This is a genomic window from Zwartia hollandica (assembly GCF_019923725.1).
GTDB classification, from domain to species: Bacteria; Pseudomonadota; Gammaproteobacteria; order Burkholderiales; family Burkholderiaceae_B; genus Zwartia; species Zwartia hollandica.
The window spans coordinates 247,463-274,065 of the sequence record NZ_JAHXRI010000007.1 but is presented as its reverse complement, the minus strand read 5'-3'; the positions used below and the strand labels follow the sequence as shown (position 1 = coordinate 274,065).

24 protein-coding genes and 3 tRNA genes are annotated in these 26,603 nt (G+C 52.8%); 19 read left to right on the top strand and 8 right to left on the bottom strand.

Annotated elements, in window-relative coordinates; all coding sequences use genetic code 11:
• Positions 1-25 precede the first annotated feature (25 nt).
• The 6 genes from ppk1 to KZZ10_RS09380 all read left to right on the top strand — a co-directional run bounded on the left by ppk1 (position 26) and on the right by KZZ10_RS09380 (position 6,132).
• Positions 26-2,104, top strand: coding sequence for a polyphosphate kinase 1 (gene ppk1, locus KZZ10_RS09405; RefSeq protein WP_259661260.1), 2,079 nt, complete (start codon positions 26-28; stop codon positions 2,102-2,104).
• Between the two features lie 158 nt (positions 2,105-2,262).
• Positions 2,263-3,288, top strand: coding sequence for a phosphate ABC transporter substrate-binding protein PstS (gene pstS / locus KZZ10_RS09400; protein WP_259661259.1), 1,026 nt, complete (start codon positions 2,263-2,265; stop codon positions 3,286-3,288).
• A gap of 74 nt (positions 3,289-3,362) precedes the next feature.
• Positions 3,363-4,322, top strand: coding sequence for a phosphate ABC transporter permease subunit PstC (gene pstC, locus KZZ10_RS09395; protein WP_375372557.1), 960 nt, complete (start codon positions 3,363-3,365; stop codon positions 4,320-4,322).
• Complete coding sequence (gene pstA / locus KZZ10_RS09390) at positions 4,323-5,216, top strand: phosphate ABC transporter permease PstA (RefSeq protein WP_259661257.1); 894 nt, start codon at positions 4,323-4,325, stop codon at positions 5,214-5,216.
• 26 nt (positions 5,217-5,242) lie between these two features.
• A complete protein-coding gene (gene pstB / locus KZZ10_RS09385; RefSeq protein ID WP_259661256.1) occupies positions 5,243-6,025 on the top strand; it encodes a phosphate ABC transporter ATP-binding protein PstB in 783 nt (260 codons plus the stop codon).
• A gap of 30 nt (positions 6,026-6,055) precedes the next feature.
• Positions 6,056-6,132, top strand: a tRNA-Pro gene (locus KZZ10_RS09380).
• A 402-nt stretch (positions 6,133-6,534) separates the two neighbouring features.
• Here the strand turns inward: KZZ10_RS09380 and KZZ10_RS09375 are convergent.
• The 5 genes from KZZ10_RS09375 to KZZ10_RS09355 are packed head-to-tail and all read right to left on the bottom strand — an operon-like array spanning position 6,535 to position 12,611.
• A complete protein-coding gene (locus KZZ10_RS09375) occupies positions 6,535-6,933 on the bottom strand; it encodes a dihydroneopterin aldolase (protein WP_259661255.1) in 399 nt (132 codons plus the stop codon).
• An 8-nt stretch (positions 6,934-6,941) separates the two neighbouring features.
• Positions 6,942-7,721, bottom strand: a complete 780-nt coding sequence (locus KZZ10_RS09370; RefSeq protein ID WP_259661254.1) for an SDR family oxidoreductase — start codon at positions 7,719-7,721, stop codon at positions 6,942-6,944.
• 44 nt (positions 7,722-7,765) lie between these two features.
• Complete coding sequence (locus KZZ10_RS09365; protein ID WP_259661253.1) at positions 7,766-9,244, bottom strand: amidase; 1,479 nt, start codon at positions 9,242-9,244, stop codon at positions 7,766-7,768.
• 29 nt (positions 9,245-9,273) lie between these two features.
• Positions 9,274-10,530: an MFS transporter gene (locus KZZ10_RS09360; RefSeq protein WP_259661252.1), complete on the bottom strand. Its 1,257-nt coding sequence runs from the start codon at positions 10,528-10,530 to the stop codon at positions 9,274-9,276.
• The gene (locus tag KZZ10_RS09355) at positions 10,527-12,611 is read right to left on the bottom strand and encodes an acetate--CoA ligase family protein (protein WP_259661251.1); all 2,085 of its coding nucleotides are present in this window, start codon (positions 12,609-12,611) and stop codon (positions 10,527-10,529) included. The genes KZZ10_RS09360 and KZZ10_RS09355 overlap by 4 nt, the downstream gene beginning before the upstream one ends.
• A 176-nt stretch (positions 12,612-12,787) precedes the next feature.
• Here KZZ10_RS09355 and KZZ10_RS09350 point away from each other — a divergent pair, with 176 nt between their 5' ends.
• The 3 genes from KZZ10_RS09350 to KZZ10_RS09340 are packed head-to-tail and all read left to right on the top strand — an operon-like array spanning position 12,788 to position 16,888.
• Positions 12,788-14,359, top strand: a complete 1,572-nt coding sequence (locus tag KZZ10_RS09350; protein ID WP_259661250.1) for an ArnT family glycosyltransferase — start codon at positions 12,788-12,790, stop codon at positions 14,357-14,359.
• A 39-nt stretch (positions 14,360-14,398) separates the two neighbouring features.
• On the top strand, positions 14,399-16,153 hold the full coding sequence (gene araD / locus KZZ10_RS09345) for an L-arabinonate dehydratase (protein ID WP_259661249.1): 1,755 nt from the start codon (positions 14,399-14,401) through the stop codon (positions 16,151-16,153).
• A gap of 15 nt (positions 16,154-16,168) precedes the next feature.
• Entirely contained in the window at positions 16,169-16,888 is a 720-nt protein-coding gene (locus KZZ10_RS09340) for a ribonuclease activity regulator RraA (protein WP_259661248.1), read from the top strand.
• Positions 16,889-16,955: 67 nt separating this feature from the next.
• Here the strand turns inward: KZZ10_RS09340 and KZZ10_RS09335 are convergent.
• Positions 16,956-17,031, bottom strand: a tRNA-His gene (locus tag KZZ10_RS09335).
• Positions 17,032-17,113: 82 nt separating this feature from the next.
• Here KZZ10_RS09335 and cls point away from each other — a divergent pair.
• Positions 17,114-18,574: a cardiolipin synthase gene (gene cls / locus KZZ10_RS09330; protein WP_259661247.1), complete on the top strand. Its 1,461-nt coding sequence runs from the start codon at positions 17,114-17,116 to the stop codon at positions 18,572-18,574.
• A gap of 3 nt (positions 18,575-18,577) precedes the next feature.
• On the opposite strand, the gene KZZ10_RS09325 is transcribed toward cls, so the two are convergent.
• Entirely contained in the window at positions 18,578-19,336 is a 759-nt protein-coding gene (locus tag KZZ10_RS09325; protein ID WP_259661246.1) for a transporter substrate-binding domain-containing protein, read from the bottom strand.
• A gap of 170 nt (positions 19,337-19,506) precedes the next feature.
• On the opposite strand from KZZ10_RS09325, the gene KZZ10_RS09320 reads away from it, so the two are divergent.
• On the top strand, positions 19,507-20,310 hold the full coding sequence (locus tag KZZ10_RS09320; RefSeq protein ID WP_259661245.1) for a peptidylprolyl isomerase: 804 nt from the start codon (positions 19,507-19,509) through the stop codon (positions 20,308-20,310).
• A 12-nt stretch (positions 20,311-20,322) separates the two neighbouring features.
• Here the strand turns inward: KZZ10_RS09320 and KZZ10_RS09315 are convergent.
• A tRNA-Arg gene (locus KZZ10_RS09315) sits at positions 20,323-20,399 on the bottom strand.
• A gap of 53 nt (positions 20,400-20,452) precedes the next feature.
• On the opposite strand from KZZ10_RS09315, the gene KZZ10_RS09310 reads away from it, so the two are divergent.
• The 8 genes from KZZ10_RS09310 (at position 20,453) to KZZ10_RS09275 (ending at position 26,572) form a co-directional block, all read left to right on the top strand.
• A complete protein-coding gene (locus KZZ10_RS09310; protein ID WP_259661244.1) occupies positions 20,453-21,085 on the top strand; it encodes an L-threonylcarbamoyladenylate synthase in 633 nt (210 codons plus the stop codon).
• Between the two features lie 25 nt (positions 21,086-21,110).
• Positions 21,111-21,758: a site-2 protease family protein gene (locus KZZ10_RS09305; protein WP_259661243.1), complete on the top strand. Its 648-nt coding sequence runs from the start codon at positions 21,111-21,113 to the stop codon at positions 21,756-21,758.
• Between the two features lie 96 nt (positions 21,759-21,854).
• Complete coding sequence (gene dapA, locus KZZ10_RS09300; protein ID WP_259661242.1) at positions 21,855-22,760, top strand: 4-hydroxy-tetrahydrodipicolinate synthase; 906 nt, start codon at positions 21,855-21,857, stop codon at positions 22,758-22,760.
• 1 nt (position 22,761) lies between these two features.
• Positions 22,762-23,901, top strand: coding sequence for an NlpB/DapX family lipoprotein (bamC, locus tag KZZ10_RS09295; RefSeq protein WP_375372554.1), 1,140 nt, complete (start codon positions 22,762-22,764; stop codon positions 23,899-23,901).
• A 195-nt stretch (positions 23,902-24,096) separates the two neighbouring features.
• A complete protein-coding gene (locus tag KZZ10_RS09290) occupies positions 24,097-24,336 on the top strand; it encodes an MbtH family protein (protein ID WP_259661240.1) in 240 nt (79 codons plus the stop codon).
• A 26-nt stretch (positions 24,337-24,362) separates the two neighbouring features.
• Entirely contained in the window at positions 24,363-25,115 is a 753-nt protein-coding gene (locus KZZ10_RS09285; protein WP_259661239.1) for a ParA family protein, read from the top strand.
• An 11-nt stretch (positions 25,116-25,126) separates the two neighbouring features.
• Positions 25,127-25,903, top strand: coding sequence for a hypothetical protein (locus tag KZZ10_RS09280; RefSeq protein WP_259661238.1), 777 nt, complete (start codon positions 25,127-25,129; stop codon positions 25,901-25,903).
• Between the two features lie 60 nt (positions 25,904-25,963).
• A complete protein-coding gene (locus KZZ10_RS09275) occupies positions 25,964-26,572 on the top strand; it encodes a YcjF family protein (RefSeq protein ID WP_259661237.1) in 609 nt (202 codons plus the stop codon).
• The last annotated feature ends 31 nt before the right edge of the window (positions 26,573-26,603 follow it).

Below are 26,603 nucleotides of genomic sequence, written 5' to 3'. Positions count from 1 at the left end.
GACCTAACTGAATAGGTTCCTACCCATGCCTGCCCGCAAAAAGCCCGAGCCCCTGTATTTCAATCGAGAGCTATCACTGCTCAAGTTCAATGAGCGTGTGCTGGCCATGGCGGAACTTGCCGACACACCTGCGCTAGAAAAATTGCGTTATGTCTGTATTGTCGGATCGAATATTGACGAGTTCTTTGAGATTCGGGTCTCGAGCCTAAAGGCACAGATTGCGCAGTACCCCAATGTTGTGGGACCTGACGGCATGACGGCCGAGTGGGCCTTTGAACAGGTGCAGCAAGCGGTGCATGCCCTGGTGGCGAGGCAGTACGCTTTACTCAATGACAAGGTGCTTCCCGAACTCAAAGCTTCGGGTGTTGTCTTGCACCATGCTTCAGAGTGGAACAAAGCGCAGACCGACTGGGCGCGAGAAGTGTTTCACCGTGATGTGATGCCGTTGCTCACGCCTATTGGTCTGGACCCTGCCCACCCTTTCCCTCGGGTGTACAACAAGAGTCTTAATTTCATTGTGCCCTTGTCGGGTGTCGACGCCTTTGGGCGTAAAGCAACCATTGCGATTGTGCAGGCGCCGCGTGCACTACCGCGACTGATTAAGATGCCTGCGAGCGTATCTGGTTACCCGCATGGTTTCATTTTGTTGACTGGATTTTTGCGGGCCTTCGTCGGGGAGTTGTTTCCTGGTATGCACATGGAAGGTTGCTACCAGTGGCGGGTCACACGCAACAGTGATTTGTTCGTGGATGAAGAGGAGGTCACAAACCTACGTCAAGCGCTGCAAGGCGAGCTTTCACAACGCAACTTTGGTTCGGCTGTGCGGCTCGAGATTGACCACAACACGCCCGAGCATATCGAAGCGTTTTTGCAAAAAGAGTTTGCACTGACTCCTGCCGACACCTATCGTGTAAACGGGCCAGCAAACGTTGCGCGACTGATGCAGATTTGTAATCTGGTGAAAGAGCCGGATTTATTGTTCCCAGACTTTCAGGGTGCTATTCCCGCGCCTTTCAATAGCGCGCCTGCGAAGCCCTCTGCGATTTTCGAGATTATTTCCAAAGGGGATAGGTTGTTACACCATCCCTACGAGTCCTTTCAGCCCGTGGTTGATTTTTTAACAGCGGCTTCGATTGATCCGGATGTGGTAGCGATCAAACAGACGATTTATCGGACGGGCGAAGACTCCGAATTGATGCGCTTGCTGCTGGCTGCCGCAAAGTCTGGCAAAGAAGTCACCGTAGTTGTTGAGTTGATGGCGCGCTTTGATGAGCAAACGAATATCAACTGGGCCTCGCGTCTCGAAGAAGTTGGTGCGCACGTCGTTTACGGGGTAGTTGGTCACAAGACCCATGCAAAGATGGCGCTTGTCTTGCGACGTGAGAAGGGGCGCATTAAGCGCTACGGTCACCTTGGCACAGGCAATTATCACTTGCGAACAGCGAGGTTGTATACGGACTTTGGGCTGCTCACAGCCGATCCCAAATTATGTGAAGATATGGATCAAGTGTTTTCTCAGTTGACGGGGCTGGGTGAGCGGCGCAAGTTAAGGCATCTGCTGCAGGCTCCATTTACTTTGCACAGCAATGTTGTTGCGATGATACGGGCCGAAGCGCGTGCCGCCCGCGCGGGGCAGCCAGCACGTATCCGCGCGAAAATGAACTCGCTGCTTGAGCCCATTGTGATTCAAGAGCTTTATAAGGCCAGCCAAGCTGGTGTGAAAATCGACCTGGTGGTCAGGGGCGTGTGTGCCTTGCGGTCTGCCGTGCCGGGGCTTTCAGAAAATATCACCGTACGTTCTATTGTTGGTCGCTTCTTGGAGCACTCCCGTGTGTTTTATTTTTACGCGGGTGGTGAAGAAAAGGTCTATCTCTCCTCCGCTGACTGGATGGATCGCAACTTCTTCCGACGTGTCGAAGTGGCGTTTCCCGTCAATGATAAAAACCTCAAGAAACGTGTCATTGACGAGGCGTTTACCCAGGCGCTACGAGACAATTTGCGTGCTTGGGTGCAGCAAGCGGATGGCACATATTCCCTTGTGCGCCGCCGAGGAGCTGTTTTTTCTCTTCACCAGCACCTGATTGAGCGGCTCGGAGCGTCGTGAGCTTCCTGAAGAAGCCCGCATATGTCTGAAGCAAAGAATTAAAAAATACTTTGCTTTTTATCGGGACTCTGCTTGTCACAATTCCGTCATGTTAGCCCTCTAGTATTCGGTCTGATTTAGCGAAAGAACCTCTTTCAACGATCTTTGAGGAACTACAAATGATTAAACGTGCTCTCCTTTCACTGACGGCTGGCTTGCTCTTGAGCGGCGCAGCCTTGACAAGCCAAGCCGCGGACATCACCGGCGCTGGCGCTACTTTTCCCTATCCTATCTTTGCCAAGTGGGCAGAAGTTTATAAAAAGATGGAAAACGTTGGCTTGAACTATCAGTCGATCGGCTCCTCCGGCGGCTTGCGCCAAATTCGCGCCAAGACTGTAACCTTCGGTGCTTCGGATGCGCCTGTAGCAGGTGCTCAACTCGATAAAGATGGCATGGTGCAGTTTCCCGTCATCCTGGGTGGCGTTGTGCCGATCATCAACGTTGAGGGCTTCAAGCCTGGCGAACTGAAAATCACCGGTGCGGCGTTGGCCGAGGTTTTCATGGGCACGATCACCAAGTGGAATGACCCCAAGTTGGTTGCTCTGAACCCAGGTAAAAAATTACCGGATCAATCCATTACCGTTGTGCATCGCGCGGATGGTTCTGGCACGACCTTTATTTTTACCGACTACCTGACCGAGGCTAGCAAAGCCTGGGCGGACAAAGTTGGCAAAGGTGCAGCAGTGAAGTGGCCGGCGAGCAGTTCCGTAGGCGGTAAAGGTAACGAGGGTGTGGCCGCAAACGTGTCCCGCGTGAAAGGTTCGATCGGCTACGTAGAGTTTGCCTATGCCAAGCGTAATAAAATTCCCCACATGCAGTTACAAAACAAAAACGGTAAGTTCGTGGATCCGAGTGAAGCCACTTTTGCAGCAGCTGCGGCCGGCGCTGATTGGTTTAGCGTACCGGGTATGGGTATCTCCTTAGTTGAGCAGAAAGGCGATGCTGCATGGCCAATTACAGGTGCATCCTTTGTTCTTATGTACAAAGATCCTGTTAGCAAGGCTGCTTCAAAAGATGTCTTAAAGTTCTTTACTTGGGCGTTTAAGGATGGAAAGCAATTAGCGTTGGATCTGGATTATGTTCCTCTGCCAGATACATTGACGAAAGCGATCGCCGATAAGGTTTGGTCGCAGATCAAGCACTAAGTCGTTAGTTGTAATAGCCGAAAAGAGCACGTACTTAGGAGTGGTGAATGAGTCAGATCCCTACAGATAAAAGCATGATGGAGCCGAGCATGCTTGCTGTGGTGAAAAAGCAGCGCATTCAAGATTTTCTATTTCATAAAGTGACGTTGCTTTTTTCGGTGTTGGTTTTAGTGGCACTGGCAGGGATTCTGATCTCCCTGCTTGTGAGTGCATGGCCCGCTTTTCAGAAGTTTGGCATTGGTTTTATCTGGCGCATAGAGTGGGACATCATCAACGAAGAATTTGGCGCGATGATCGCCATTTACGGCACGTTAGTGAGCTCGTTGATTGCCTTGTTGCTGGCGGTACCCCTCGCATTTGGAATTGCTTTTTTTCTGACTGAAACGTGCCCCTTGTGGTTGCGCAGGCCGCTGGGCACAGCAATTGAACTTCTCGCCGCAGTGCCGTCCATCATTTATGGCATGTTTGGTCTTTTTATATTTGCGCCACTGTTCGCTGAGTATGGCCAACCAGCTTTGCAATCTACCTTAGGACAAATGCCTTTGATTGGCCCACTTTTTGGTGGGGCAATGAACGGGATCGGTTTGCTTGCCGCAGGGATCATTCTTGCCTTCATGATCTTGCCATTTATTGCTGCGGTGATGCGAGATGTCTTTGAGATTGTTCCGCCGATTCTTCGTGAGTCGGCGTATGGCCTGGGTTGCACCACCTGGGAGGTAGTGCGTTACGTGGTGCTGCCCTACACGCGCAAAGGTGTGATTGGTGGCGTGATGCTTGGGTTAGGTCGAGCGTTGGGCGAAACGATGGCCGTTACCTTTGTGATCGGAAATTCTCAGCGTTTGAGTGAGTCGCTGTTCGCGCCAGGCACCTCGATCGCCTCAACCCTCGCAAATGAATTCGGTGAAGCGGATGACTTCCATCTCTCCACGCTTTTTGCGTTGGGTTTTTTGCTTTTTGTTATTACCTTTGTCGTGTTGTCTGTCGCCAAAATTATGATTTTGCGCGCCGAAAAGGCACAGGGAGCACGTACTTAAATGCCTAATTCAAACCAAACGCACGTGTCGCACGCCACCAATCTCGACATCAATTTATATCGTCGGCGCAAGTTTACAAACTACCTTGGCCTGATTTTATCCATGGCTTCAATGGTCTTGGGTCTGGTGGCACTGATCTGGATTTTGATCATTTTATTTAAGAACGGTTTCGCCGGTTTGAGTTGGGCCGTTTTCACTGAGTCCACACCCGCTCCGGGCTCTGAGGGAGGCGGTTTGGCGAACGCGATTGTCGGCAGCTTAATGATGATTGGCGTGACGGCCCTTGTGGCAACGCCCATTGGTATCTTTGCAGGCGTATATCTGGCCGAGTTCGGTGATCGTAGCGTCGTAGCATCAGTCACGCGTTTCGTTACCGACATCATGTTGTCCGCGCCATCGATTGTTCTCGGTCTATTTGTGTATGCGATTTTGGTTGCGCAGGTAAAGCATTTTTCTGGGTGGGCCGGATCCTTTGCCTTGAGTTTGATCGCGATCCCTGTCGTGATCCGAACGACCGAGAATATGCTGCGACTAGTCCCAGGCAGCTTGCGTGAAGCCGCTTACGCGTTAGGTGCACCGCGTTGGAAAGTTACGAGTTACGTGACCTTGCGCGCCGCTCGCGCTGGTGTTTTGACTGGCTTGTTGTTGGCGCTTGCCCGTATCAGTGGAGAAACCGCACCGCTGCTGTTCACGGCCCTGAATAATCAGTTTTTCTCAACCAACATGAATGCCCCACTGGCGAACTTGCCTGTTGTGATCTTTCAGTTTGCGATGAGCCCCTATGAGAACTGGGTGAACTTGGCTTGGGCGGGCGCTTTGCTCATCACCCTCGCAGTCTTGTTGCTCAATATTATTGCGCGCGTTTTGCTACGTGATAAAAAAGCTGGGCATTAATTCGCCGATCCCTCTGGAATATGTATATGAATAACCAAGCTAACTCCACGCCCCTCGCCACTGCGATTGCAATCCGGGATCTGAATTTCTATTATGGAAAATTCCAGGGTCTGAAGAATATCCATCTGGATATTGCAGAGCGAAAAGTCACTGCGTTTATCGGACCGTCGGGTTGCGGTAAATCAACGCTGCTGCGTGCGATTAATCGTATGTACAGTTTGTATCCAGGGCAGCGCGCCGAGGGTCAGATCAATTTTTATGGGCAGAATATTCTCGATCCCAAACAAGATTTGAATATGCTGCGCGCACGCATTGGCATGGTGTTTCAGAAGCCAACGCCTTTCCCGATGTCGATCTACGACAACATTGCATTTGGTGTCCGCCTGTACCAAAGCCTAAACAAAGCAGATATGGACGAGCGGGTGGAGTGGGCTCTCACCAAGGCGGCTTTGTGGGGTGAGGTGAAAGACAAGCTTGCTCAAAGTGGCTTATCGTTGTCTGGGGGGCAGCAACAGCGCCTTTGTATTGCGCGCTCTGTTGCAGTTAAGCCTTCCGTGATTCTGCTCGATGAGCCGACGTCGGCGCTCGATCCGATTTCAACGGCCAAAGTTGAGGACCTTTTGCATGAGCTTAAAGCGGATTACACCGTAGCGATTGTGACGCACAACATGCAACAGGCGGCGCGTGTATCGGACTTTACGGCTTTCATGTATCTCGGAGAGTTGGTTGAGTTCGGTGCCACGGACAAAATCTTCGTCAAGCCCCAGCGTAAAGAAACAGAGGATTACATCACCGGACGATTCGGCTGATGGCCAAGAATCTGGTATAGTGTCGGTCTTCGGGGCGTAGCGCAGCCTGGTAGCGCATCTGCTTTGGGAGCAGAGGGTCGTGAGTTCGAATCCCACCGCCCCGACCAATACAAACGGGTCTTAGGTTTACGCCTAAGACCCGTTTTCTATTGCGGTTTTCTTTTGCGGTTTTTTGCGCATACACAACGCACGCGCAACGCACGCGCAACGCACAATCCAAGTGCCTATCCGCATGGGTTGGGTGATTTTGCCTGCACTCGAAGTCTGAGGCTGGCTTCACGACTCGGTCATACCAAATGAAGAGACCGCACGAAGGCATGTTGGCTAACAATGCAAGGACCGGATCCCAGTCTTGCATCGCTTGGCACCATCGTTTGGCACAGCGATATGTCGTAAAAAAACAGGGAGCTGCTGATTATTTTATATCGATGTACTATTTTTATAAAAATTAATGTACTAGATTAAATTAATTTAAGCATTTGATTTATTTTAATTAAATTATAAAAATATTAATTAGATTTAAATCTAAAAATTTCCACACCTACACTTTTGCAATCCGGATATACGTCGGGTTTTTCGGTGGATACGCGGGTTGCAAAGACCAAGGGGTGCGCCAACATCCTGTCTGCGATTTCGTCGCAAAGTGTTTCCTGCAAGTGAATATGCCCCGCAGAAATGATGTCGGCGATCGTTTGACGCATGAAGTCGTAGTCGACCACTTCAGCTAAGTCGTCCGTTTGCGGGGTGTTACTTTCCAGTGGCACGTACAAGTCAACGTTCACGATGACGCGTTGCTCACCTTTCTTTTCAAACTCATGGACGCCAATATTCATATTGACTTCAAAATTACTTAGGAACAGACGTCGACAATGATGAAGACTGGGGAATTGCGCTGAGGTTGGGATCATGGAGTGAGTCAGGAAGTCAGGAACATGACATCACGTTCCGAGGGTTTAAGGTGCTGGCCGCCGTCGACAAAGAGGGTGGTTCCTGTGATGGCGTGCGCACGCGCGAGATAGACGACAGCCTGGGCAATATCGTCTGGTGTGGAGGATTTGCCGAGGGGAGTTTGACGATGCGCAGCTTGGAAGCCTTGCTCTGTCTGGTCGCCCGACACAAGCGTCAGGCCCGGAGCCAAGCCTACCACGCGGCACTCGGGCGCAAGCGCTTGCGCAAGTAATCGTGTCGCCTCTTGTAAGGCAGCTTTTGATAAGGTGTATGACAGAAAATCTGGGTTCGGATTGGCGAGTTTCTGATCTAGAAGATTGATGATGACAGCTGGAGTAGTCGCTTGTTGCACCCGCTCGCAGCGCGCCTTGTACAGCGCTGTCGCAAGCGCGATGGGAGCTGCCGCATTCACTTGCATGTGTGCTTGAAACGTAGCCGCTGTAAATGTGTGGGCGTCGTCGTACTCGAACATTGAGGCATTGTTCACCAGGCATGTTGGTAGACCGATCTCCGCACTGCAGCGCTCGATAAGGGAAGCTACTTGATTCGGATCATTTAAGTCTGCTTGCATTGCACAAGCTCTTCGACCTAGAACCTGAATTTCTTGAACAAGCTGCTTCGCTTCGTCTTGCGCCCGGCCATAATGCACAGCGATATCCCACCCGTTATGTGCGAGTGTGAGTGCAATGTGCTTGCCTAGGCGTTTGGCTGCGCCGGTGACAAGTGCGATCGGTGCGGACTGGTTCATCAGCGAGATATTAACTTGCCTTGACCAGTCCGTCAGAATAGCCCTTACGGCCGAGCAAGTAGCGTGCTTTGAATGCGGGAGTATTTACTCGCCAGATCATACGCATGTCCCAGCTGCAACACCGAGAAGTCGCTTTGTGTCGGTCCAATAATCTGTATGCCAGCGGGCAGTCCTGCAGCGCCAAAGCCTGCTGGAGCCCCTAACGTAGGTAAGCCAGTCATGGTGACTGGAACGACTGACTGCATCCAGCGGTGGTAGGTATCCATAGATTTACCTGCAAGTTCCTTGGGCCAGTGCAGTTCGGCGCTAAACGGGAAGGCTTGCGTGGTGGGCATGACCAAGAAATCAAACTGTTGGAAGAGTCGGATGATTTCGTTATACCAAGCGGTCCGTATTTTTGCAGCGTCGAAGATTTCAGTGCCCGTCAGCGCGAGGCCGCGTTCGATTTCCCAAATGGCCTCAGGCTTGAGTTGGCTGCGGCGAGCGGCGTCGTGGTAGTGCTGCGCATGTCCGCCCGAAAACGTGAAGCTGCGCAGCGTGATCCAAGCGCGCCATAGTTGTTCAAAATCAAAGCGGGGTTGAGCGGCCTCAACCGAACAGCCGATTGCTCTAAAGTGTTCGAGCGAGCCTTGTGTCAGCGTCAATAATTCCGCCTCCATGGGCAAATGACCACCCAAATCGCCGAGCCAGCCGATGCGGATACCGCGCATATCGCGCTCGAGCGGTTGCGCAAAGAGGCGCGGATCGTCTTGCCTGCGCGTGAGCGGTAGTCTTGGATCAAAACCAGCTTGGACGCCTAACAGCAGTGCAAGGTCCGGTACATTGCGCGCCATGGGCCCCGTGACACTGAATTGCTGAAAAAAAACTTCATCACCTGGGCCGTGCGGAACGCAGCCAACCGAGGGCCTGAAGCCAAAGACGTTGTTGAAGGCTGCCGGTACGCGTAACGAACCCATCATGTCAGAGCCATCGGCTACGGGCAGCATGCGCAGAGCAAGTGCGACGCCCGCGCCGCCGCTGCTACCGCCCGCTGTGTGTGCGGGATTGAAGGCGTTTCGGGTAATGCCATAAACACGGTTATAAGTATTTGCGCCAAGTCCAAATTCTGGCGAGTTGGTGCGCCCAATGAAAATCGCACCGCTCGCTCGGACGCGCGCATTGGCCGCCGAATCTACTGTGGTCACTTGCCCCGCAAAAATTGGGGAGCCGTTAGTCGTGACTAAGCCCGCCAAGGGGGCAATATCTTTTGGGGCTTGTGGAAACCCATGAAGCGGACCGAGACTTTGCTTGCGTGCAAGCTGCTCGTCGCGCTCTTTCGCTTGTGCAAGCAACTCTTCACGTGGCGGCATGGCCACGATGGCATTGACTTGTGGATTAAGACGATCGATTTGCGTTAAGTATGCGTTGACTACCTCGGTGCAGGACACCGCGCGGCGATGAATGGCGTTAGATAGCGCGACCGCATCCATCTCCACAAGGTCTGAGGGTTGTGCGGTCACTGGTGTTTGGGAGGCGACGTTCATCTAGTCATTCCTGCAGTCGAGGGGGTTGTTTAAAGCGAGGGTGGATGCGAGCGGGATCGGATGTTCGCGGCCCAAAATAGCATCGCTAGCAGAACCGCAGCACCCACTTGAGCGATGAGGACGATATCGTAGGATTGATCGACCGCCCAAAGCCAAGCGGCAATAACAGGGCCGACCGCACGGGCGACGATCGTGGGAATCGTAATAAGCCCATTGAGCGCGCCATAGGCGTGTTTGCTTAACATTTCCGGAACAACTTGTGCTCGCACGATAGTGAACACACCGTTTGCGAGCCCATATGCAGCGAAGACTATTGCGACCAGCATGAAGCCTGGAGAGTCAGGGATGAAGGCTGCAAAGATGAAGGGGAAAAGGCTCAACATAATAGAGCCCAACGTGCGCATAGACACGCGGGCAGCGAAACGACTGATGATGATTCTGCCGAGCACTTGTGCTGGACCAATAATCGAAAGGGCAAAAACCACTTCGCCAGTGGGAATCTGCTTATCAAGCAGCATCGGGTACATATGGTACGTAAAAATCGAAAAGACCATGGAGTAGACCGTTAGTGCGATCAAGAGCAACCAAAAGACCGTATTGCGTAAGGCTGCGTGTACGATGGATTTGTCTCGTGCAATGTTTTCCGCTTTTGTAACGGAGTGCGAGGCATGCACGGCGTCCAATTCTGGTTTGACCCAATGCCAGTAGCCCGCTGCGCAGACGAGATTCACGCCCGCCAGGACCCACAAGGAGGCGCGCCAACCCCAGCCGTCCATCAAGAACTGTTCTAAGGGGATGAAGACGGTGCTGGCAAACCCGGCCCAGAGCGTAATGGTCGTAATGCCTGCACGTGAATGCTGCGGCCCCACGCGTCTTGCTAGCACGGCGAACGCGGACTCATACAAGATTGCTGCTTGAAGCGAGCCCATCGCCGCGGCGATCACATAGAAGACAAAAAGATTTGAGACATAAGACCAGGCAACAAAGAGCAGAGCTGCAATGACGGAGCAAAAGCAAAGCACGTGTCGACCAAACCCTCGATCGATCGCCACACCAACCGGGTAGGCTAGACCCGCGGCGAGTAACAGACCGACCGTGAGTGCGCCGTAGACATCAGCCTTTGACCAGCCCAACTCTTGTTGCATGGCCAGGACGATTAACGGGAACGCATAATAGATGGTTCCGTAGGAGCAGATTTGAGCGATGCCGAGGAATCGCGCCAAGCCAAGTGCACCTTTGTTGGGCGAACTCGAGTGCTGGGGCACTGTATCGCCAGAGCTTGTCATGCCAGTCTCACCAAGCCATCTACGGCGATGACTTTTTCTGCTTGAACAAAAAGTGGGTTGATTTCAGCCTCAAGCACATTGACTTCACGCACACAGGCCAGACGAGAAAAATCCGCGATGGTTTTCGCCAAAATTTCGCAATCTGCCTGGGGTAGGCCGCGGAAGCCGCGCACCAACTGGGTGATGCGTACCTCTTTAATCATCTCGCGTGCCTGTTCGATGGAGACGGGGGCAATACGCAGGGAGAAGTCAGGAGAGATTTCTGCCGCGATGCCGCCAGCGCCTAGTAAAACCGTTGGTCCGACCAACGGATCGTTGCGATAGCCGAGAATCAATTCCAGGAGCTTGGCTTCCATCGCTTGGACTAATAGGCCATCGACTTTAGCTGCAGGCGCGTGATGCGCTGCATTCTTTTCAATAGCCGCTGCACTTGCTAACAACTCTTCCTGATTATGTACACCGACTTTGACGCCGCCGACCTCGGTCTTGTGCGGGATATCTCGAGAGGAAATTTTGACGACAACGGGGTAGGGTACCGTATGACTTAAATCGTTTAGTGGTACGCGTTGCGCTTGTGCGGTAGTCAGTCCAAGTGTGGAAAAGAGTTGCCCTGACTCGTATTCAGTGAGTAGTCCGGTCCGCGGCAGCGCTGCAGGCCATGGTGTGACAGGAAGGTTTGGCGGCGCTTCCGTTTGTGCCTCAAAGAATACCGACAGCGCATCGGCACAGGACTCCGGAGTGCGGAAGGCAGCTATCCCTGCCTGTTGCAGTAGGGCAAGCGAAGCGTTCGCCTCTGGCGCAAGAAACACCGCCAGTGCTTTAGTGGTTGGTTTTTCGGCTTGAATCAACGGCTTGACGGCCAGCTCTGGGTGGAATTGTGCGGAGGACCCCACGACACTGAGGACTGCGTCACACCAGTCGGTTTGTAACAACTGTTCAAGCAGATCTTTGTATTGGGCGCTGGTCGCAGCCAAGGTTAGATCGATGATGGCGGTTTCACGAATGTTCATGCCGCGAGTAGCCATGTGTTCGATAAAGGCTGGTGGGGGTGGCACGGCGACCATGCCATTTAATCCCAGGTTATCTACAACGGTAGCGGCGCCACCTCCTGTTGTGGTGATGACTGCGACGCGTGCAGGCGTCGGATGGGGATGGGTCTTGCCACGATATCGTTCTGCTAGCGGGGCGAGCTCGAACAAGGTTTCGAGATGACGCACCCGCATCACACCATGGGCCCGTAAAAAAGCGTCTACCGCAACGTCGTTACCCGCTAATGCGCCAGTGTGAGATTGCGCGAGCGCGTCACCTTGCTCCGAGCGCCCGATCTTGTAGGCAATCACTGGTTTGTGGTTTGCGCGAGCGCGCTCCAGCGCTGCGGCGAGCGTCGGTGAGTCGCGCAGGGTTTCCAAAAACAGCAAAATGACTTTTGTATCCGCATCGTCAACCAGTGCGTCAATGATCTCGCCCACTGTGACATCGCTTTCATTGCCGACTGAAACTGATTTCGCAAAACCAAAGCCACGCGCTGCTGCGCGGGCAATCAACGAACCCATCATCGAGCCACTTTGCGACACGAGACTGAGTCCACCTCGAATGAGGGTTTCAGCCTCGAAGGCTGCGTTGACGGAGAGAATCAGACCGCTTTGTAAGTTAGCCAAGCCAATGCTATTGGGCCCGATAATGCGCACCCCGAGCTCTTTTGCTCGAGAAATCAGCTTGTTTTGCTCGGCCATACCCGCTGGCCCGGTTTCACCAAAACCGTCAGAGTAGATGGTGATCACTTTGGCACCGGCTTTGGCACAGCCTTCAATCATGGGGTAGACCAAATCGCTTGCCACCATGATAAAGGCGTGGTCGATTGGCCCAGGAAGTTCGGCGAGGTCGGCGTAGGCCTTTTCGCCCATGATTTCAGACTGGGTGCGATTAATCGGGTAGATCTGCCCCGCAAAACCATGCTTACGCATGAAGCGCATCGGTCGTGCCGTGTTCTTTTGCAGATTCCCAGAGGCCCCGACGAGGGCGACTGCGCGTGGAGAGAAGAGGGCCTGCTTGAAATCGATGGGCGTTGCTGCGGTTTTCATTTTGTTGAAACGAGTATCAAAAACGAACGGACAATGAAAAATAAGATGCTTACGGTACGATACTCCAAAACGAGCTTTTGTCTGATCGTCAAGATTTTCCACACACAGCGCTCGCCGCTCGGACAGCGTGTAGCGGTCTGACCTACAATCGGTGGACTGCCACTTACGAAGTGCCAATGAAACTACTAACCAATCGCGTCTGGGTATTTTGCCAAGGGCCTCGGGCTGTCCCTTGGCTATTGTTGGGGGCTGCCGTGTGGCTTTGCGGTTTGGCCTGGATCAGGGACCTACACCTTCCTGATGAGGGCCGCTATGTTGGTGTGGCCTGGGATATGGCGCGCGCCGATAGTTTTTGGGTGCCGTTAATGAACGGCATGCCGTATTTCCATAAACCCCCACTTTTTTATTGGCTGGATCAGCTTTCATTCATGGTCTTTGGGCGCAATGAATGGGCGGCAAGAATGCCCTCGGTGCTTGCAGCGTGGTCGTGCGCGACAGCGGCCTACTTTTTTGTGCGCAAGTACCGTGGGGTCCCCATCGCGACCCTCACCTTTATCGCGCTCGTCACCATGCCTTATTTTTATGGTGCTGCGCAATACGCAAACCTCGACATGCTGGTGGCGAGCATGATTAGCCTGACTGTCTTGGCGGGGGCTGAGGCTGTGTTGCGCCAAGAAGTGGGAGTCTCTTACAAGTCGATGATGTTCGCCGCGGCGGTGACGGCGGCTTTGGGCATGCTGGCAAAAGGACTAATCGGCGTTGCCTTGCCAGGCGCCGTTCTACTTTGCTGGGTGCTCTTGACTGGGCGTTGGAGAAGTCTGGCAGTACTGTTGTGGCCCCCGGCAATTGTTGTGTTTTTTATCTGTGCGGTGCCATGGTTTTGGTTCATGCAACAAAAGTATCCAGGCTTCTTTGATTACTACTTCATCCACCAACAGGTCGAACGCTTTGTGGGAGAAAGCTTTAATAATCCTCAGCCTGTTTGGTTTTACATACCCGTGATTTTTGGAATGACACTGCCCTGGTCGGTTGGTTTGATCGGAATAATGAACCGGACCTTTTGGAGATCGTCGGGGGCCACGTTAGCTGCTCTCATGGTGATCTGGTTTGCTGTGATCATGGTGTTTTTTTCAATACCCGCGTCTAAGCTGATCGGCTACACACTCCCTGCGCTCGTCCCCTTGGCGGTGTTGGTGGCCGAGGGACTATGGGCGCTTCGTCGGGCGCGCGGTTCCGCTTTTATGATCCCCTTGATTCGCGGCTTTGTCGTGGGCTCAGCGATCGCATGTGTCATCGGACTGATGGCGTTTCGGGTGACACAAAAAGACAGTGCGAACCACACCGGTGCTGCGATAGCTGCGCAGTGGAAACCTGATGACACCTTGGTGTACTTGCGAGCCTTTTCTTTTGATCTGCCTTTTTATATTGGCAACCGCAACCCGGCCTGGGTCATTGAAAACTGGCCGACCATACCCAAGCGCGATAACTGGCGTAACGAATTAGCGGATGCGGCAAACTTCGACCCAGCGCTTGGCAAAATCGTGCTGATTACCGAAGCTGCGTTCGTGCCACGGTTGTGCGAAACGAACGATAAGGTGTTTTGGGTACGCTCTGATGCCTGGGGCCCAGCGGCTTATCCCTTTTTAAGAGAAATTGAGCCTTTCTTTACCCAAAGCAATGGAGGTCGTGTTTGGAAAATCAGAACGGACACCGCTTTCAAACAAAAAGTCTGCCCTAAGCCGGGCTAGGATCTCGTTATCGTCACAACACTGAAAGGAACACTGTTTATGACTCAGTCCAACGATAGTAAGCGCGTCAAAACACCGGACAGCTTACGCAGTGCGCGCTGGTTTGCTCCTGATGATTTGCGTTCATTTGGACACCGCTCGCGCGCGATGCAAATGGGTTACGGTCCGGAAGACTGGGTGGGTAAGCCTGTTGTTGGTATTGTGAACACCTGGTCGGATATCAATCCTTGTCACAGCCATTTCAAACAGCGCGTTGAGGATGTCAAACGTGGCGTTTTACAAGCAGGCGGGTTTCCGATTGAATTGCCAGCCCAGTCACTTGCAGAGCAATATGTAAAGCCGACAACCATGCTCTATCGCAACCTGTTAGCGATGGACGTAGAAGAATTGTTGCGCTGTCATCCGATTGATGGCGTGGTGTTGATGGGTGGCTGCGATAAGACCACGCCTGCGCTGTTGATGGGGGCGACGAGCGCGGGGTTGCCCGCCATTTACGTGCCTGCAGGTCCCATGCTGCGGGGTAACTGGCACGGGAAAATCCTCGGTTCGGGGTCTGATGCCTGGAAGTACTGGGATGACCGTCGCGCTGGCTTAATCAACCAGAAAGAGTGGATTGAAATCGAAGGCGGGATCGCGCGCAGTCATGGTACGTGCATGACGATGGGGACGGCGAGTACGATGACCGCAATAGCGGAGGCGCTGGGGATGACGCTACCTGGTGCGTCCTCCATTCCTGCACCTGACTCTAATCATGTGCGAATGAGCGCAGAGTCCGGTCGACGCATCGTGGACATGATCTGGGAGGACCTCACCCCATCGAAAATCCAGACGCACGCCGCCTTTGAAAATGCGATCGCTGTAGCGATGGCGATGGGGTGCTCAACTAACGCAATCATCCATGTGATTGCGCAGGCCAAGCGAGCAGGCTGTGATATTGATTTGGCAGATTTTGACCGCTTTAGTCGCTTCGTGCCTGTGATCGCCAATGTGCGTCCAAGTGGCGATCAGTACCTCATGGAAGATTTTTTCTATGCGGGAGGCTTGCCAGCCTTGATGAACCGTATCAAACAGCATTTGCATCTTGACACCCTCACCGTAAGCGGGAAGACGCTCGGGGAAAATATTGAAGGCGCTGCTGTCTATAACGATGACGTCATCCGTCCTTTAGATAATCCTATTTATGCGGAAGGGGCTTTGGCCGTTCTGAAAGGCAATCTTGCTCCGGATGGCTGCGTGATCAAGCCGAGTGCTTGTCCCGAACACCTGCACCAGCATACGGGTCCCGCTTTAGTATTCGATGATTACGCTTCGATGAAAGCGGTCATTGATGATGACGATTTGGATGTGACTGCGGATCATGTATTGATCTTGCGTAATGCGGGACCACAAGGAGGTCCGGGCATGCCAGAGTGGGGGATGTTGCCTATGCCCAAGAAGCTCCTGAAACAAGGCGTGCGGGACATGTTGCGTCTTTCGGATTCGCGTATGAGCGGTACGAGTTACGGCGCTTGCGTGTTGCACATTTCGCCTGAGTCGTATGTGGGAGGGCCACTCGCGCTGGTCAAGAATGGGGATATGATTTCCGTCAATGTCCCAGCACGAACAATCAACCTTGAAATTTCAGACGAGGAGTTTGCGCGTCGTCAGGCGGCGTGGAAAGCACCCGCACCGCGCTATGAGCGAGGCTATGGTTGGATGTTCTCAAAGCATATCCAACAAGCACATGAAGGCTGTGATTTTGATTTCTTGCGCACCGATTTTGGTGCGCCAGTATCTGAACCTGATATTTACTGATCAATAGGCGAGAAGATGACCAAACTTTCCGCGGCGACCCGCGAAAAACTGCTCAAAGTAAGTACGGCAACCCTTGGAACTTGTTTGTTCAAGCGTGGCTTGCGCTCACAGTTTATGCAGAACGTTCAGCGCTTGTCGAAGTCGACCAAAAATATGGTGGGCGAGGCCTACACGCTACGCTACATCCCTGCGCGCGAAGATCTTAATGGGATCGAGGTTTTCAAAGATCGTTCGCACCCCCAGCGTAAAGCGGTGGATGAATGCCCTGCAGGCGCGGTGCTTGTGATTGACAGCCGCAAGGATGCGCGTGCTGCTTCGGCAGGTGGTATCTTGGTTGGTCGCCTGATGGCGCGTGGTGTGGCTGGGGTTGTGACCGACGGCGGGTTTCGTGATTCTGCTGAGATCGCTGAGTTAGGAATCTGTGCATATCATCAACGGCCCTCGGCGCCAACGAATCTGACGCATCATCATGCAATCGACATCAACGTACCGATTGGCTGCGGCGATGCGCCTGTGTTTCCTGGTGACATCATTGTTGGAGATGCAGATGGAGTCTTGGTCGTACCGGCCCACCTTGCTGAGGAGTTAGCAAACGAAGCGTTTGAGATGACGGTGTTTGAGGACTTCGTAACAGAAGAGGTCAAGAAAGGCCGGACGACAATGGGCCTGTATCCGAATACGGATCCGCAGACAACTGTTGATTTTGAAGCTTGGCGTAAAAAGGTGGGGCGCTAAAATTGGCCCAGCGGAGGCTTCCGTTGGCGATTGCCTGCCATGGCTGGCGCAGGCAATGCGCTAAAACTGGGGTGAGCGACGGGGCTCGAACCCGCGACAACCAGAATCACAATCTGGGACTCTACCAACTGAGCTACGCCCACCACAGGAGCAGAATTCTAGCATGTTTGAAGCAGCTTATTGTGGTCACTGGTTGCGTTGGTTTGCCGGGTAATGGGGTCTGTCATGCATAGCGTCCAGCATGTTTTTACGGAATATTGGCCTCACATCCTATTTGTCATTTCCGGCGTGGCGAGCGCTGCGGCTGCAATCCATGCCGCGATGACGAAGCATGATGTACGAGCCGCCATTGGCTGGGTCGCGGTCGTGCTTTTTTCCCCGCTGCTTGGCGCAGCGTTTTACTTAGTTGCTGGAATTAACCGAATTCGAAAGCAGCGCGTTTCGCAACAGCGAGCCCACACGACCATACCGCAAGAAGTTATTCACCGGCTGCTCGTTGACGATGTCGCCTCTGTTTCTGGCGCGCAGTTCTCTGCACTCAAAACCTTAGGCGATCGTGTCAGTGACTTTAAGTTGCTCGGATCCAATTCAATACGCCTGCTCGATGGTGGCGATGAGACGTATCCAGCCATGCTGGAGGCGATTAAGGGCGCCCAGCGCTCGATTGCCTTACAAAGTTATATTTTCGATCACGATGAGGTGGGTGTAGAGCTTGCCCAGGCGCTCATTGATGCCCAGGCGAGGGGTGTTGCCGTGCGTGTGTTGATCGACGCCGTGGGAGCAAAATACTCTCGCCCGCCGATCGTGCATATGCTTGAAAAAGGTGGCGTACAGACTGCGCGTTTCATGCGCCCTGTGATCGGCGTGCGACTGGTGTATGCCAACCTGCGCAGCCACCGTAAGTTGTTGGTGATCGATGGCACGCATGGGTTTACCGGTGGCATGAATATTCGGGCGGGCTTTGTGACGGCTATCGCAAAGGAAAACGTTACCCGCGATACGCACTTTCAAGTAGCTGGTCCCGTCGTGTATCAACTGATGATTAACTTCGCTCACGATTGGCAGTTTACGACTCAAGAAAAGCTATCGGGCCCAGAGTGGTTTTCGACGAGTCCTGCAGATTTTATTGAGGAGCACGGCGTGCCCTTGCGTTGCGTGCCCTCTGGTCCGGATTCAACGCTTGAGAGTACACACGACATGTTGCTCGGCGCGCTATCTGTGGCACAGCGACATGTTCGAATTCAAAGTCCTTATTTTTTGCCTGATGTTTCCTTGGTTGCAGCGTTAGCGACAGCGGCGCGGCGCGGGGTGTTAGTCGACATCGTGATCCCCGGTGCAAATAACCTCAAGCTCGTGAATGCCGCCATGATGGCGCAGATCGATCAATTGATTTTGACTGGTTGTCGCGTTTGGCGATCGTCGGGGACGTTCGATCACTCCAAGCTGTTCACGGTCGATGGGGGCTGGTCGTATGTCGGCTCTTCCAATCTTGATCCACGCAGTTTGCGCTTGAATTTTGAATTGGATCTTGAGGTTTATGATCGCGCGTTGGCACAGCAGTTAGATGCGCGTATTGACGCCACCATTTCGAGTGCCGAGCGGATCACCATCCGCTCCTTGATGCGACGTCCGTTTCTATTGCGTTTGCGAGACAAGATTGTTTGGCTTGCCTCGCCTTACCTCTAGGGTTTAGTTGGTAGTGTCCAGCGGATCTTTATCTGGATCTGCCGCATAGCCCACGCCTGCTCCCTGAATGCCGTGGCGGGTCATAGAATCTTTGACGAAGCCTTTCGCTTTCATCTCCTCTACAAAGTGACGCAGATAAACTGCAGCGCCCAGCCCTTTGGATTTCGGAACGCCCATTGCCTGGTTGATCACCATAAAGCGTTCGGCAAGCATGCGAAGACCTGTCATCCCTTTTGTGTCAGCCTCAAGCTGTTGCTTGACCCCAGCAGCAATTTCGATGTGTTGGGAAAGGAAATCAGGGATGACCGCTTGGGAAGAGGGTGCCCGGATAATCGTCGCGTGCTTAAGGTGACGAGACAAGAATAAATCGTAGGCGCTACCTTTTCCCACAACCACTTGTTTTCCGACGACATCTACGTCTGTGTTCTTTGTGACGAGAGAGTCACTGCGCACCATGTAATACCCCTCGATCAGGACATACGCTGCGGTGAAGGCGATATCTTTGCCGCGCTCCGGGTCGATCGCAAAAAAACCGACATCCGCGCGTCCAGCTTCAACGGTTGCAACGGATTTACCTGCAGTTTCGTTCACGATGAGCTCGCAACGGACCCCCAGTTTTTCTGCGAGCGCATGGGCGAGGTCAATGGAAATACCGAACGGTTTGCCCTCTTTATCCAGATTGGCCAGCACGGGGTTGCCTACGTTCAGTGAGGCACGCAATACGCCTGTCGGTGCAAAGGCTTTGAGCAAGTCGGCATTCATAACGTTTTCCATCCTTTTTATTTTTGCTGGCACGTGCTTTCTAGAGCGAATCGCATGAAGTTAACAGATATAAAACCCCTGCGAAACGCGCCCCTAGCCCTATAATCAACTTATTCGCTAAACAAATTTTAATCTTCTGCGCTCGCGCACGCACTGGGACTCTTTCACATATGAACCGACGTTTATCTAATTTTTTGGTGAGCCTGTTGATTGTCGGTCTGGCAAGCCCCTTGGCCTCTGCGCAGACTAAACCGGCGAGTGCAGTCGCTACGGTGAATGGCGTGGCGATCCCGCAGGCGCTGCTTGACCAGAATGTGCGTGTGAACATTGCGCAAGGGCAACGTGACACGCCCGAATTGCGTCAGGCGATTCGAGATGAGCTTGTGAATCGCGAGGTACTGGCGCAAGAGTCCGCGCGGTTGGGTCTAGACAAGACCGCCGATGCCCAAACGCAGTGGGCACAAGTTCGGCAGACCTTTATGGTCGAAATTCTCTTGAACGATTACGCCCGACGCAATCCTATAACGGAAGATGCTCTAAAGGCCGAATTTGATCGGCAGATTGTGGCAATGAAGGATGAGCAGCAGTATCGTGTGAGCTTGATTGTGACTGCGACGGAGCCGGAAGCCAAAGCCATTTTGGCCCGGTTAAAGAAAGGCGAAGCGTTCACTAAGTTAGCCAGCGAGTTGTCGATTGATCCCAGTAAGAAGAACGCTGGTGAGGTGGGATGGGTAGTCGCCGCTCAAATACTGCCGGCGATTTCGAACGTAATGGTGAACCTAACCAAAGGTAGTTTGTCGGTGGCGCCGATTCAGACACCGGCCGGCTGGAACATCATTAAGCTCGAGGACAAGCGCGCGTTTGTTGCGCCTAGTTACGATCTTGCGAAAAATGATATTCGGCAAATGTTGCTGCAAAAGCAACGCTTCGACTATGTGAAAACACTCCGCGATAAGGCCAAGGTCGTTCAATAAGCCGAGGTATTGTGGCGCCCCCGGCGAGAATCGAACTCACAACCACTCGCTTAGAAGGCGAGTGCTCTATCCAATTGAGCTACGGGGACGTTGAGCCCGTATTCTAACCGCCCTGCGTTTCCTTGCATCGGACATACGCTTCATGTCGCAGTTATTCGTCGTTCATCCCAGCAACCCCCAGCCTCGCCTGATGAAACAGGCAGCTCAGTTTTTGCAAGCGGGCGCAATTCTCGCTGTCCCGACTGACTCAAGTTACGCTTTGGTTGCCAGATTGGATGATCGACATGCCGCAGAGGCGCTGCGTAAGCTGCGCGGGCTCGATGATCGCCATCACCTAACGGTGCTTTGCCGCGATATGGCTGCGATTAGTCAGTTTGCTCGTGTCGACAACGCACAGTTTCGTTTGTTGAAGCTTGCGACACCAGGTCCCTGGACATTTATTCTTGAAGCTTCACGCGAAGTGCCTCGGCGAGTTTCCCATCCTTCGCGCAAAACCATCGGCGTACGCGTTCCTAATCATCCCGTGACGCTGGCTTTGCTTGAGCTAGCCGAGGGCCCGTTGTTGTCGACCACGCTTATCCCCGAGGGCGAAGAATATCCCCTGAATGACCCAGTTGAAATTCGGGAGCGCTACGAGCATCGATTAGCTGCGGTCATCGATGCGGGCGCCTGCGCACTCGAGCCCACAACGGTGATTGATTTAACCGGAGCGACGCCACAAATTGTGCGTCGTGGTCTTGGGGATCCTGAAACACTTGGTCTGTCGCACGACTGAGGCGTTTAGCCACTACAATCGCCTCATGAGCGAAATCATTCAGACCTTGACGGTCTATGCCCTGCCGGTCCTCTTCGCGATTACCTTTCATGAGGCCGCGCACGGATATGTCGCCCGCTTGTTCGGGGATGCGACGGCGACCCTTGAAGGCCGCGTGACCTTAAACCCCTTAAAACACATTGATCCGATCGGCACGATCGCGGTTCCAGTTGGGATTTTGTTGCTCTCCAAGCTCCTCGGTGGGCCAGCGCTGTTGTTTGGGTGGGCTAAACCAGTACCGGTAGATTTCGGGCAGTTGCGCCGGCCTAAGCAGGACATGCTTTGGGTGGCGCTGGCTGGTCCAGCCGCGAATATGTTGATGGCGATTGCCTGGGCGATTGGTCTGCGAATCCTTTTTGACAGCGGTGAGCGTGCTGGTTTTTGGTTTGAGATGTGCCAGGCAGGCATTCACATTAACTTAGTGCTCATGGCCTTGAATTTATTGCCTATTTTGCCCCTTGACGGTGGGCGCATTTTGTTCAGCCTGCTTCCTAATCGCCTGGCTTGGCAGTACGGCCGTATGGAGCCCTACGGAATGTGGGTTGTGATTGCGCTACTCGCAACAGGGATGTTGACGACTTTGATTTCTCCTCTGGTAGCTGGTGGGGAGTGGATCCTGCGGTTATTTCTATAGGTTTTCGCTCTTGTTTTGCCGCTTATCCGTTAAACTTAGTTAAGATTTTTAATGGCGCTTGCGCGCCCCTAATGTGCTCTGGACCCAATAATATCTATGGCTACGACTTCTTCTACAAATGGACCCCAGTTTCAGGGGAGTATGGTTGCTCTAGTAACCCCCATGCATCCTGATGGCAGCATCGATTACGACAGTTTCAAATCGTTGATTGACTGGCACGCTAAAGAAGGGACAGACGCTTTGGTGATTGTGGGGACCTCCGGTGAGTCTCCAACCGTTAACGTAGATGAACACGCCGAATTGATTCGCTTGGCCGTTTCGCATTCTGGGAATCGTATTCCCGTGATTGCGGGCGTAGGAGCGAACTCAACGGCCGAAGCCATTCACTTGGCTGAGCATGCTCGTAAGGTGGGTGCCCATGCCGGATTGTCGGTTGTGCCGTACTACAACAAACCTTCACAGGAAGGAATGTATCAGCACTTCAAGGCTGTTCAAGAAGCGGTTGATTTGCCAACCATTTTGTATAACGTTCCCGGTCGTACTGTTGCGGATCTTGGGCATGACACCGTAGTGCGTTTGGCGCAGATTCCTGGAATTATCGGGATCAAAGATGCAACGGGGGATATCGGTCGTGGCGCCTTGCTGATTCGTGACTTACCTTCTAGTTTTGTGGTGTTGAGCGGTGATGATGCAACCGCTGCTGCGTTGATTTTGCTTGGAGGTCGCGGCAATATTTCGGTGACAGCGAATATTGCACCGAAGGCAATGCATGACATGTGTGCCGCTGCGTTGCAGGGCGATATTGCCAAGGTGCGCGCGCTCAACGGTTTACTTGGACCACTGAACAAACTGCTGTTTGTTGAGGGCAATCCAGTGCCGGTTAAGTGGGCTCTTAATCAGATGGGCCGAATCCCGAAAGGAATTCGCCTGCCCTTAGTTGAATTAGGTGCGCAGTTTCATGCACCACTACGAGCCGCGATGGTTCAGGCGGGACTGCTCTAAGATGAAAACCCAAGGTTTCAATGTGAAAGCTCTCAAGGTAACGGCTCTGTTGGGGTTGTTGGTAATCAGTGGGTGCGCGCAAATGCGTTCAGTTTTGGATGGCGACAACTCAGTCGACTACAAGAGTGTCGTGATGACCGACCCATTAAGCATTCCGCCTGATATGACACAAGCGGCAAGTGATCCGCGTTACCGTGCTCCATCGAGCGGTAGCACGACGTTCAGTCAGCTTCAGCAAGCTGGCCAGCAGGCCGCCGTCAAAGGGGCGAGCGCGACCCAAGCGGCGGTGTTACCCACACGCAATGACATGCGCGTTTTGCGCGATGGTGATCTGCGTTGGTTGTCCGTCGATATGTCGGCCGACAAGGTTTTCTCTTTAGCTGCTGATTTTTGGAGTGAAAACGGATTTACGCTGGACGTGACGGATCCGAAGGCTGGCTTGCTTGTCACGAATTGGGCGGAAAACCGCGCCAAAATTCCCGAGAGTTGGATTCGGCAGTTGCTCGGTTCAGTGCTTCAGGGGTTGTGGGATAGTGGCACGCGTGACAAGTTCCGCACGCGTATCGAGCGAGCAGGGAATCGCACCGAGGTTTACATTTCGCATCAGCACATGGATGAGATCTCCACTGCACAAGACGGCACAGACATCCGCTGGGTGCGTGGCAAGGAAGACCCAGGTTTAAACGCTGCGATGCTCGCACGTTTGATGGTGTTTATGGGTGAAGATGTAGATGGTGCGCGCAAGAAGATGGCGCAGTCCGTCGCAAACCCTCAGAGCCCTAAAGTTGTAGCGCCCGCCGCCGATAAGGCGGTGCTGATTATTAGCGAAAGCTTTGATCGTGCTTGGCGTCGGGTTGGTGTTGCGTTAGATTCTGGCGGCTTTGCGGTGGATGATCGCGATCGTTCGGCAGGGGATTACTATGTCCGTTATGTCGACAGTGACACTGGGTTCAAACGCGAAGATCCTAATTTCTTGAGCCGACTGTTTGGGGCAAAAGATCCTGGCAAAGCTCCAACCTACCGAATTCATCTCGGTGCCCGAGGCAATGAGACTGAAGTTACGGTGCTCAACGACAAAGGGATGCGTGACGAAAGCGATACAGCGAAGCGGTTGCTTGCAGTGCTAGCCGACAAGATTTGATGGTTGTTTCGTGCACAGGTAGGAATTGTTTCCTACCTGCACGCAAGCATGAGGTTTTGCGAGCACACCGAGGCTGACTCGGTGTAGATTGTAGATGCGCGTGCTAATTAAAATTTAGTTGGCGCCTTAATGTTTTGGGCGAAGCTCAAAACATCGTTTCAATCAACTTTAGCCCTTAAGTAAAAGTGATCAATCATGGTAGAAAAAGCAACGGTCCGTCTAGACGCCTACACGATTGATGGTGATCGCTTCAAAGTGATCATCAACGACGAGGAACAATACTCAATCTGGCCTGAGCAAAAAGCTGTGCCAGCAGGATGGCATGAAAAAGGTTTTGCTGGTTCCAAAGATGAAGTGACACAATATATCGACCAGCATTGGACCGACATGCGTCCTGCTAGTCTACGCAAAGCGATGGATGCAGTAGCCAAATAGCAGTTGTTTTTCTTAGGTGTTGTCCAATGCGAACAATCGCGGTTGCAAATCAGAAAGGTGGCTGTGCCAAGACAACCACGGTAGTTAATTTGGCTGCAGCGCTGGCGGAAACTGGGCAGCGGGTGCTAGTGATCGACCTAGATCCTCAGGCGAATGCCAGTCAGTGGTTGGCCGCAGGCGAGCATGCGGATGGTGCGTTCAAGCTGTTGACGGAGGCCGGCGCTGTTGAAAAGCTGATTAGTGCCTCGGCCACGCCAAACATTGGCGTGATTATCGCTAGTCAAGATCTGGCAAATGTAGAAAAGGCGCTTGCTGGCAAGCTTGCTATTGATTCAATATTGAAGCGTCGACTGGCCAAGCTTGATGCGTCAAAGTGGGATTACATCTTGATTGATACGCCACCCACTCTTGGTGTGGTGACGCTAAATGCTTTGGTCGCTGCCAAAGAACTGTTGATCCCCGTCACGACGCATGTGCTTACGCTCTCGGGTGTGGCCCAACTGATGTCTTTAGTTGACGAGATTAAAGAAGTGCTGAATCCCGACCTGGAAATACTTGGTTTTGTAGCGTCCCGTGTTGATGCGCGAACGAGACATTCGAAGGATGTACTTGAGCTTTTAACAGAGCGTTTCGGTGCCCAGGTATTGCAGACGCTGATTCGAGAGAATGTTCGCCTGGCCGAAGCGCCTTCTTATGGAATGCCAGTGCTTGAATACGACGCTTCGTGCGCGGCCTCGGCCGACTATCGTGCGCTCGCAACAGAAGTTGCTCAACGATAGATAAGGTAGATATGGCTACGACCCGAGCAAAAAAAACGATTCGTCTCAACCCACTGGTGGTAGACACGAAGTCAGCCCCACCCCGATCAGGATTGTTGTCTGATTCGCCAGTGGCTGCGCGCACGGGAACGGCGAAGACAAAGTCCGTTGCTGCGCGCCCAGAAAAGACCAAAGCTAAGCCATCAGTGAAAGGGACTGGAAAAGCTGTCGCGAAAAAGACAAGTAAGGCTGACATCAAATCGATCAAGCAAGTCAAGCCCGCCTCACCTGAAAAGGCCGTAGCAGCTAGCGGTGTTTTGGAAGAAAAAAAGAAGAGTGTAAAAACCCCGAGAAACAAGAGTAAAGCTGTCGTTGCCAACGCGGCACCGGAGGTGAGTGCGTCACAAGAGTACGGCAGAAGCAAGGAAGGGCAGGCTGAGGTTGTTGCGGTCCCGGTTTTGCGCAATCGCCCCGTCGCGCAGGTCCGCTATGGCGATGTATTGAGTGTCCGAGAGATTGTTCCAGGGCCACAATCGGACGAGTTTGGTTTCTACGAGCCTAATGGTGAGTTCGTTTCGCTCATGCATCTTGAGGGGCCGGTCGACCGATCGAGATCTGGGTTTTTCCCTCTTGCTGTTGCTGGGCTTGTTATGGGTGGTGGGTTAGGGTTCGTGACGGCGTCCATCTTAAATATTCGCAAAAACACAATTTTCTTGGCTCGACAATTGAATGGACAGCACAAGTATGTTTCGCTTGACTGGAATGGACTGAGTCATTTGAAGCGAATGGCGTTTAAACTTGGTCGCTGAGTCGACTACGGTGCAGCTCAACTTAGACTGCCCCGGTATTATTTTGAAAAGGTAACTGTCATGACAAAATCCGATCCAACAGACCGTAACGTCCGTGGGCAAGCTGCGGCGCAGCAGTTTGAGGCGGAGTACTCCAGGGATGAGGACTTAGCATTAGCGGAGCCGCTGATGGTCAAAGACTTTCGTCGCTTGCTTGCGGATCAAACTGTCAAAAATTGGTCTCAATGGGCAACGGTTGCGGGCTTTATACCCGTGCCTTTTCTTGATCTCGCCGCAATCTCTGGTGTGCAGATTAAGATGATTTATGACTTGTGTAAGGTCTATGACATCCCCTTTGAGCAACGACAAGTTCGCGCAATTTTGTCTGGTTTGGCGGGAGGGGGTATCACGACAGTAGCTTCGACGGCGCTATCTGGCACGCTAATTAAGAGTGTGCCTATCATTGGCTCGACACTTGCTGCGGTAACCCAGCCTGTGATGTCTTACGCGACCACGTATGCAGTCGGTACGATATTCGTCAGACATTTTGAGTCTAATGGGACGCTTATGTCTATGTCGATTGATGCAATAAAGTCGACTTATCAAGAGCAGGTCGCTTATGCAAAAAAAATGTTTCTAAAGAAAAGTGCTGCAGAAAAAGCGGCCGATGTAGCTGCGACCCCCATTTAAACTGGGCCAACGCAGTGCTGACTTAAATGGA